6 protein-coding genes and 1 CRISPR repeat array are annotated in these 9,039 nt (G+C 48.1%); all 6 genes read right to left on the reverse strand.

Annotated features, from left to right (window positions below; genetic code table 11):
- Positions 1-62 precede the first annotated feature (62 nt).
- A CRISPR array of direct repeats spans positions 63-3,981; the repeat unit is 37 nt; unit sequence GTTTCAATCCCTGAGAGGGGTTTGGTTTGGTTGAAAC.
- A gap of 260 nt (positions 3,982-4,241) precedes the next feature.
- Positions 4,242-4,514: a CRISPR-associated endonuclease Cas2 gene (cas2, locus tag ACTS3T_RS23925; protein ID WP_377962277.1), complete on the reverse strand. Its 273-nt coding sequence runs from the start codon at positions 4,512-4,514 to the stop codon at positions 4,242-4,244.
- Positions 4,515-4,593: 79 nt separating this feature from the next.
- Positions 4,594-5,595: a type I-D CRISPR-associated endonuclease Cas1d gene (cas1d, locus tag ACTS3T_RS23930; protein WP_377962280.1), complete on the reverse strand. Its 1,002-nt coding sequence runs from the start codon at positions 5,593-5,595 to the stop codon at positions 4,594-4,596.
- Positions 5,596-5,612: 17 nt separating this feature from the next.
- The gene (gene cas4 / locus ACTS3T_RS23935; protein ID WP_377962282.1) at positions 5,613-6,203 is read right to left on the reverse strand and encodes a CRISPR-associated protein Cas4; all 591 of its coding nucleotides are present in this window, start codon (positions 6,201-6,203) and stop codon (positions 5,613-5,615) included.
- 51 nt (positions 6,204-6,254) lie between these two features.
- On the reverse strand, positions 6,255-7,172 hold the full coding sequence (gene cas6, locus ACTS3T_RS23940) for a CRISPR-associated endoribonuclease Cas6 (protein WP_377962285.1): 918 nt from the start codon (positions 7,170-7,172) through the stop codon (positions 6,255-6,257).
- A 10-nt stretch (positions 7,173-7,182) separates the two neighbouring features.
- Positions 7,183-7,884: a type I-D CRISPR-associated protein Cas5/Csc1 gene (gene cas5d, locus ACTS3T_RS23945; RefSeq protein ID WP_377962288.1), complete on the reverse strand. Its 702-nt coding sequence runs from the start codon at positions 7,882-7,884 to the stop codon at positions 7,183-7,185.
- Positions 7,885-7,886: 2 nt separating this feature from the next.
- Complete coding sequence (gene cas7d, locus ACTS3T_RS23950; protein ID WP_377962291.1) at positions 7,887-8,897, reverse strand: type I-D CRISPR-associated protein Cas7/Csc2; 1,011 nt, start codon at positions 8,895-8,897, stop codon at positions 7,887-7,889.
- Between the last annotated feature and the right edge of the window lie 142 nt (positions 8,898-9,039).

The raw sequence follows: 9,039 nt of genomic DNA on the forward strand, positions 1-9,039 counted from the left end.
CTTAGGGAAGATGTCTTATTCAAGCTAGCTTTAATAAACGGTATCAGGCGATCGCTATCTTGGTTTCAATCCCTAAGAGGGGTTTGGTTTGGTTGAAACCTCTTGCTGCTATAAAATTCTTCTCATCCAATTTAATGAGTTTCAATCCCTGAGAGGGGTTTGGTTTGGTTGAAACCTGGTAGCGACTAACGGCTTTTCCATCTTTGTAAACAACGTAGTTTCAATCCCTGAGAGGGGTTTGGTTTGGTTGAAACATATTCGATTTCATCTCCTATCTGCAAGAGTTTAATAGGGTTTCAATCCCTGAGAGGGGTTTGGTTTGGTTGAAACGGCGATCGAGGAAGCTTCGTTCATTGTCATTCATGCTTTAGTTTCAATCCCTGAGAGGGGTTTGGTTTGGTTGAAACCGGGGGCAGCTTTAGCAAATGAGCGGCACGGGCTGTTTCAATCCCTGAGAGGGGTTTGGTTTGGTTGAAACATATCCCTGGATGGCTGAGAGGGTCAATAGTCAAGTTTCAATCCCTGAGAGGGGTTTGGTTTGGTTGAAACGAAACAGGCAAAGCCCGAAAATACTACAACGCCAGTAAACAGTTTCAATCCCTGAGAGGGGTTTGGTTTGGTTGAAACGCAAACGTAAGGGACATTCAAGAGGAATACGGTGGTTTCAATCCCTGAGAGGGGTTTGGTTTGGTTGAAACGTGGCCTAATCACTATTGTTCAATAAGTTATTGGTTTCAATCCCTGAGAGGGGTTTGGTTTGGTTGAAACTTGAGAGTGTCCCCAGAGATGGGGTGTTGCGGTTTTCGGTTTCAATCCCTGAGAGGGGTTTGGTTTGGTTGAAACGGTTGAGCATAGTTCCATTTAGCAAGAAGCCCTGTGTTTCAATCCCTGAGAGGGGTTTGGTTTGGTTGAAACCTGCGAACAAAAAGCCTGATTCCAGAGCTGAGCGTTTCAATCCCTGAGAGGGGTTTGGTTTGGTTGAAACCTGCAAGACGTGCAGCAGGCTTTAAGGTATGCATGTTTCAATCCCTGAGAGGGGTTTGGTTTGGTTGAAACCTGCTTAAACGCCGTACATCAGTCACAGTTCAGTCAGTTTCAATCCCTGAGAGGGGTTTGGTTTGGTTGAAACTCAGAAGCAATAGGGCTGACATGGCAAGATGTCAAGTTTCAATCCCTGAGAGGGGTTTGGTTTGGTTGAAACATTTTTATTGGGCAATATTGGCTGAATTTCGCTGATGTTTCAATCCCTGAGAGGGGTTTGGTTTGGTTGAAACAATTCCCAAGCCTGTGCGTTCTGAGCCTATCGAAGGTTTCAATCCCTGAGAGGGGTTTGGTTTGGTTGAAACGTGGAAAATACCGCAAACCTCTTGTCGTCAATTTTGTTTCAATCCCTGAGAGGGGTTTGGTTTGGTTGAAACAAGAATTCGACTAACAGAAGCCTGAGAAATGCCGTGTTTCAATCCCTGAGAGGGGTTTGGTTTGGTTGAAACTGTTGGCGCAATTGGCCGAATCTTTCATGAATTTGATGTTTCAATCCCTGAGAGGGGTTTGGTTTGGTTGAAACCCTCCGATGTCGTCAATGGCGATCGCTTCATTATTCCTTCAGTTTCAATCCCTGAGAGGGGTTTGGTTTGGTTGAAACATTGGAGCCAATCAATGCGGCATTGAAGAGAAGTAGGTTTCAATCCCTGAGAGGGGTTTGGTTTGGTTGAAACTAGGCGCATCAAGAAGGCCAGCAAAAATGCCAAAGTTTCAATCCCTGAGAGGGGTTTGGTTTGGTTGAAACCAAATTGGTTTGCAGTGAACTAGGGATTGCTGGGCGTTTCAATCCCTGAGAGGGGTTTGGTTTGGTTGAAACTTTCTCTAATTACATGGAATTCAAAAAAGCTAAAGTAAGTTTCAATCCCTGAGAGGGGTTTGGTTTGGTTGAAACTCCTCATCGGAAACCACAAAGTAGTAAATTTTAGAGGTTTCAATCCCTGAGAGGGGTTTGGTTTGGTTGAAACGAAACAATAGATGGAGTAAGCATTGAGTGACGATGAGTTTCAATCCCTGAGAGGGGTTTGGTTTGGTTGAAACCATCTTCAGGCTTTGCTGTTGCCGCATTGTCACTCGTTTCAATCCCTGAGAGGGGTTTGGTTTGGTTGAAACCAGCTAATTCGTGCCTGCCACGAGCGCTTAACTTCCATGAGTTTCAATCCCTGAGAGGGGTTTGGTTTGGTTGAAACTATAAATCAATGAGCCGATCAGGTGAGATCAAGGCGTTTCAATCCCTGAGAGGGGTTTGGTTTGGTTGAAACCTGTGCGCCAATCACCAGCGATCGGGGCACAGCCGTTTCAATCCCTGAGAGGGGTTTGGTTTGGTTGAAACAAGAGTTCCTCTGCGGGGGCTACGGCAATTGATTTGTTTCAATCCCTGAGAGGGGTTTGGTTTGGTTGAAACGAGCGGCCAAGTTCGCTACGGTTTGCCCAGACCCCACGTTTCAATCCCTGAGAGGGGTTTGGTTTGGTTGAAACATCCCCAGCAACAGCTACTCGTGTGACTGAAATCCTTAGTTTCAATCCCTGAGAGGGGTTTGGTTTGGTTGAAACGGCTAACGACGAACCACTACTGAGAAAAAGAAAATGTTTCAATCCCTGAGAGGGGTTTGGTTTGGTTGAAACATATTCTTGCTGCCAACACCGATCTCTATGCCGTGTTTCAATCCCTGAGAGGGGTTTGGTTTGGTTGAAACCTTTTGAAGGGCTGCGGCTCGGCCCCCAGAACAAAGTTTCAATCCCTGAGAGGGGTTTGGTTTGGTTGAAACTTTTTGGGTTGCAGCTCCTAGCACGGTTCTATCAAGTTTCAATCCCTGAGAGGGGTTTGGTTTGGTTGAAACAGCCCTGTACCGCTGTAGCGCAGCTTGCGAAAGTTGTTTCAATCCCTGAGAGGGGTTTGGTTTGGTTGAAACGCAGATGAGCCAGAAAGCGATTAAAAAGCATCGTTTGTTTCAATCCCTGAGAGGGGTTTGGTTTGGTTGAAACATGAATTCGTGAATTCTACCGGGCGAGGCACAGGCTAAGTTTCAATCCCTGAGAGGGGTTTGGTTTGGTTGAAACAAAGCATCGGAGGACTTAGGCAAAGCGTTTAAGGCGTTTCAATCCCTGAGAGGGGTTTGGTTTGGTTGAAACCCGCGCATTCAACATTTTGCGCGTTGCGCCTGAAGTTTCAATCCCTGAGAGGGGTTTGGTTTGGTTGAAACTGCCAGCGGGGCAGGTGAAGCGGCCTGCCCCGCTGTTTCAATCCCTGAGAGGGGTTTGGTTTGGTTGAAACCTGCCCCATCTTGCGGCTTTGGCACAGATCAGCTAGCGTTTCAATCCCTGAGAGGGGTTTGGTTTGGTTGAAACGTGATTTGTCAAGTTGCAGGCGAAAAGCTTTTTGTTTCAATCCCTGAGAGGGGTTTGGTTTGGTTGAAACGGCGGCAATCCCAGGGCAGATCGCGGGGCTTTCGCTGAGTGTTTCAATCCCTGAGAGGGGTTTGGTTTGGTTGAAACTACAGTGCGATGACTTAGTTGAAAAGCGAGGCGAAAGTTTCAATCCCTGAGAGGGGTTTGGTTTGGTTGAAACCTCAGCAGCAGTTTGCCACCATGCTGGGGATTGCTGTTTCGTTTCAATCCCTGAGAGGGGTTTGGTTTGGTTGAAACGATGCGACAGCGGATTCATCGATGAGCATGACGATGTTTCAATCCCTGAGAGGGGTTTGGTTTGGTTGAAACCTTTGGCCTCCATCAAATTGGCTTTGGGGGAAAGAGATGTTTCAATCCCTGAGAGGGGTTTGGTTTGGTTGAAACGCCTCGTCCACGGGCTTTTCTCGGCTGTTTTCCGACGAATTGTTTCAATCCCTGAGAGGGGTTTGGTTTGGTTGAAACCTCGATTAGGTCGTTACTAACCGTCCGTTCTCCCAGTTTCAATCCCTGAGAGGGGTTTGGTTTGGTTGAAACTGCGGGCACCGGAAAAGGTTATAGTATTTAGCTTTCAAGGTACGAATGCGCGGATCCCCTTGATGATACCACTTACAACTCCAAAAAAGCCGCTTTGAAGATAGCCTAAATTGCATAGAACCACCATACAGCAAAGGTTGTAGCCGTTGCGCGGATGGGCAGAAAGTAAGCGATCGCCAAAAGCATTGTCCAGTCTGGCTTAGACCCCTATCAAGCGTAGCCCTGCCACCAAACACCCTACCATCCGCGCCAATCGAATTTTAGGCAAAAAACACCGTATCATCTCGAACCGCCTCACCACCAATACGTTCCACCTTTTGCTGACAGCACTCACACAAAAAATAGAAACGAATGCTGTCTTCTTCAGCCTTAATGAGTTTATTCAGACGATTGCGTAACTTTGCATATTGGGTTGCCGTCAGATTACACTCAAACACACTAAACTGCATCCACTGACCATAGGATGACAGAACTTTGTGAATCTTGGTTCGGCGCTTATTTTCCGAAATATCGTAGGTGACAACAACGTGCATAGCTTTAGCGCTGCATGACCAGCAAAGTCGTGAACCGCAACCGCGACTCAACAACCCAAAATTAAGCCCTCAAAATTTGTTACTTCAGTATGAGCGGAGGATATTGCTCAGTTTCACCCATCAGGTATTTAGCCAGCAGACGCGTCTGAATTTCAAACGCCTCCTGGTAAGTACACTGCCGCCCCATCACCGGATGCTTAAACTTCGACTGTTTTTTTTGCTCATAAAGCCTAAGAAACTGACGCCTACCCTCATCTGTCAGAGAAACCGCCCGACTGATTGGCTCGTCTACAAAATCTGCGACCGTCAAAGCCTTACGGTTTAGAGCCGAGAGTACCATAGCATCAACAACCAGAGGCCGAAATTCTTCCATTAAATCCAGCGCCAGCGAAGGACGACCATAGCGCTGCGTGTGCAGGTAGCCCAAATAAGGATCAAACCCCACAATATTGATCGCACCTTGGACATCATGCAGGAGCAAAGCATAGCCAAAGCTCAACAGGGCATTAACCGCATCGGTTGGCGGGCGACGAGTACGGTTTTTAAAAGTGAAGTCACTATTGCGAATCAACTGCCCAAAGTGAGCAAAATAGGCAGCACTGCCCGCCCCTTCTAGCCCTCTTAAGGCATTGATGATAGACGTTTGATTAATGGGGGCAATAGCTTGTTCTAAGCGCGTGATGCCAGCTTCTAAGCCAGTTAGCCCTTCTCGCTGCGCCCGCAACAGCATGACTCGATAGTTTTTCAGTTTGCCGCGAATAAAGGCTTGCACCGCATGAACTGATTGAGCTGTTTCTCCAGCAGCTTGCCACTGAGCCGATCGCACAAAAATATTTTTGTTTAACTCTGGTTCTAGCCGACCTAAAAACCGCCCAGTACCCGTCATAAAGCTGAGGGGAATTTTACGCTCTAGCAATTCCATTAATGCGGCTGGTGAAACCGTTGCTCGCCCCAACACCACAACGCCATCTACCTTAATGAGCGGCACATCTAGCAGCGTTTCTTTCTGAGCGCGTACCCGTAAACGTTCGTCTGTTTTGCCAATGAAGGCGTCGTCTGTCGAGATATAAACGGTGCCCATGGTTGTAGATTTACTCTTTAAATAGCTTCTTGATAGCGATTGACTTTTTTCACAGCCTGGGGCAGGCATTGGCTGTAGAGGCTACATCCCCGACAGCGTTTGCCATAGACAGGCGGCGGCATCCGACCGCTGTGCAGCAAGCTATAGACCGCACTAATAGCGGCGATCGCCTCTGCCTTTAAAGTCGGCGTTATCTCGATGGCTTGCCGCTGATGCGACTGGGCGTAATACACATACCCCTGAGTCACCAAACGTCCGCTCATCTCTTCTAAACAGAGGGCTTGGGCGCAGACTTGCAGGGCATCGTTGTCAAACTCGCCGCGATGACCTCGCTTATATTCAACCGGATAAAGCTGTCCGTCGCTTTCTTCAATCAGGTCAGATTTGCCAACAAGACCGTAGCGATCGCTCTTAAGCCAAATGGCGCGTACTTGCCAGGTTTCTTCGCGATAGTTGCTGCCGAGGGTATGGACGCGATCGTGCAGCCCGGTGCCCTCTAAGGTGAACTGATTGTCAGTAAACTCGCCTGCGCAAAACATCCGCCAGCAGCGGTGCGGACAATAAGCATACTGATTGAGAGCCGCAATTGGAACATAGTCTTCAGACATGGCTGATTTAGCTTGGGAGGAAAGAGATTTACTTTTGGGCAAACCCCCAATTTAAAATTCAACTCTGCGACAAATACCCATGCCCATCGGCGTTTTGCGCCCCACCCCAGCGTACAAGGCAAAATCTGCCAGGGTATTGAGCTGTTTAACCACAGTCGTCTCGACCTCACCCAATATTCGATACGTCACTTTACCAACACAGCCGACAAACTGGTTGCAGGGGTTGGTTATCGCCCCCGTCTGCTGAAACTGACTGCGCGGATCTCTAACCACTTCAGTATGAATGTCGAAGCAGCTGGGTCGCAGCGTTTCTAAGCTATCAGCGGTAAATTCTAGCGGGCTGTAGTGATTCCAACGGCGCAGCAAACTGCCAAATACGCGATCGGGAGTTGGCAAAGCAGAGTCGTATTGGCTCTGCCGAAATGCAGTCGGGGTATAGAATTGCAGGGTGAGTTTGCGTTCCTGGGCGGAAGCTTGCTGATAAAGCTGCTCATAGTTGCAAAAGTTAGCCCAAGGCTGTGTGCTTTGGGGCGTACCGAGGATGCTGGTAATGTGCAAGTTGGCTGGCCCTAGGTGCCAGGGATGGTCAGGGTTGAGATTGAGCCAAAGCTGATTCAGGCGGCTAAAAAGGCGATCGTCCAGCAGAGAAATACGCCACCAGCAAGGGGTGTTGGGCGGGATGGGATAGGTATGGTGCCAGTTCAAAAGGGGCGACTTGGGGGTGTTGGGTTTTGCTTTTTGAATTGGGCGATCGCGTTTTGACCTCAAAGAGAACTGATCATTCTGAACGACTTGCAAAGGGCTAAGGGTAAACGCTTTGTTGCCCTGGTTAGCATGAAGCTGGTTGCCCATCTCGGCGTCAACAGAACTAACCAGATTGAGAAAAAGAGCATGGAGTTGCTTACCAGCGGTAAAACCGGGAGGAATCGCTGAAGCGGGCAGAAGATTGAGAACAAGGCTATGGGGCATAGTTGTAAAATTAGCTACTGAAGCGATATTCCATTTGAGCAGGCAGGTTCAAACCTGTCAGCGAGTAGAATTCACCGACCAGGCAAACGTTGCGAATAAGGCTAACGGGTGGCATGTTGACCGTGTCATAGCTCAACACCTGATGGGTAAACATGACATCTAAGGGATTGAGCAGATAAGGGAAAGTAAATTCACGAGCAGCCTGACGCTTGGGGTCAGGTAGTTCCTTAACGTCTATTTGCGCTTTGCTCATCCACTTACCTAGCCGAATCCACCGAGGAAAAGTTAGAGATTTTTGAGAAACGACAAAAAACTCAAACTGACTTTCAGGGGCAATTTCCTTAGCCCGACCAAAGCTAGGGATATTCTTTTGAGTTTTCTGCATCTCAACGTGATAGCGGTTATCCGCATATTTCCAGGTATTAAGTACAGCCGCATGACGAACAGCCCTAGCTGGCGTAACATAGATACCTCGCTGATTGAGCGGCGTCAGATGAGCCTCATACATCGGCACCTGCTCAGGACAGAAATAGCAGTAGCTATGCTCTTCTGCTACAGTCGTGTCATATTTTTCACTATCTACCAACCCCAAGGCATAGCAGAGCGCATAGTTATGCAGCACTGGCTCAGTTTCGTAGAGCCGCCCGATTTCCCGCGTGGCGAAGTAAAGGCTGTCGTGCAGTTCTAAAGTGCAGCGATAGATATGGGGCATGGCTATGACCTCGTGCTAGCAGCCTTTTTCTTGCCGATATGCTTGTCAGCGTAAGCTTTGGCCTCGTCATCCGCCTGCTTCAAGATGGATTGAATGCCTACTTCATTAGCGGTTAAGGACTTCACCTCTGTCAGAAGAGGTTGAAAGTCATCGCCAATAAAGTCGGTATGCACGATAAATTCCTCACTCATCAAGTTTTGAATCGCAGTCTTAGCAGCTCTAGCGACATCATCCTCATCGAGAGGATCCAACACTTTGAGGGTACCTTCTGCTTTCATCTGGTCATAAATAGCTTGAGTCCAGCGTAGGTTGCTAACAATTTCGCCATCGGCAAATACCATACCGATTAGCTCGTTGCGAACTCGGCCTGTGCGAGTAGTTTGGGCACCGTAATGGCGAGTTCTCAGGATGTTATTAAAGACGTAGAGGAAGCTAGCTTCTGTTGGGTCTTTGAGCGTAACGATGCTGGGAAAGAAAACCTGGGGGCGAATATGGTCTTGCTGATTGATGCGGCTGGTGACTTCGCCGGGTTTAGAGCCTTTCTCTCCCTTGGAAGCCATTGTGCCATTTTCAAAGGGGGCATTTAGGGTGAAGGTTTCATGAGACTCATCAAAAGGGGTAATGGAAAAAGCTGTATCGACCACCACCTTGGATTTTTCAGATCCAGAATCTCCAATCGCAAATCCGTAAATAATGCAATCAGGGTTATCCATGCCGAATTCGACGTTGTATTCACAGTCTTCGGGCTTGACGAAGCCGTAAGTACGCAGCAATTCTCGACCGACTAATCGTTCTGGAGTGGACTGCTTGCGCTTGAACATGGACAGTCGGCTAAGGGTGTTTTTGTCTTCAATGCCAGCGCGAACACGAGCTTTGTTGAGTTCGCCATCGGTCTGAAAGAGTGGATAAGATTCAGTCACACGTACAGTCAAGAAGTGAGCGTATTTTCCCATTGGCTTGTAAGGAATTTCGGTGTGGAAGAATTTGGAATCGATGGTTTTTAGCAGAGGCATAATCTTTCTCCAAAAATAATGATGTTGCCACGGTAGGGGCACGGTTTCCGTGCCCTGATGGTTTCCGTGTCCTGATGGTTTCCGTGTCCTGATGGACAGTGACGTTTTGCGGTCAATGCTGCATTGGGCAGGGAGACCTACG

It is taken from the genome of Almyronema sp., from assembly GCF_052168255.1.
In the GTDB taxonomy this organism is placed as follows: Bacteria; Cyanobacteriota; Cyanobacteriia; order Phormidesmidales; family Phormidesmidaceae; genus Sphaerothrix; species Sphaerothrix epifaneia.

Bases quoted from the DNA above. Each gene is read 5' to 3' on its own strand.
- cas5d (WP_377962288.1), bottom strand. From the start codon at position 7,884: ATGCCCCATATCTATCGCTGCACTTTAGAACTGCACGACAGCCTTTAC.
- cas2 (WP_377962277.1), bottom strand. From the start codon at position 4,514: ATGCACGTTGTTGTCACCTACGATATTTCGGAAAATAAGCGCCGAACC.
- cas7d (WP_377962291.1), bottom strand. From the start codon at position 8,897: ATGCCTCTGCTAAAAACCATCGATTCCAAATTCTTCCACACCGAAATT.
- cas1d (WP_377962280.1), bottom strand. From the start codon at position 5,595: ATGGGCACCGTTTATATCTCGACAGACGACGCCTTCATTGGCAAAACA.
- cas4 (WP_377962282.1), bottom strand. From the start codon at position 6,203: ATGTCTGAAGACTATGTTCCAATTGCGGCTCTCAATCAGTATGCTTAT.
- cas6 (WP_377962285.1), bottom strand. From the start codon at position 7,172: ATGCCCCATAGCCTTGTTCTCAATCTTCTGCCCGCTTCAGCGATTCCT.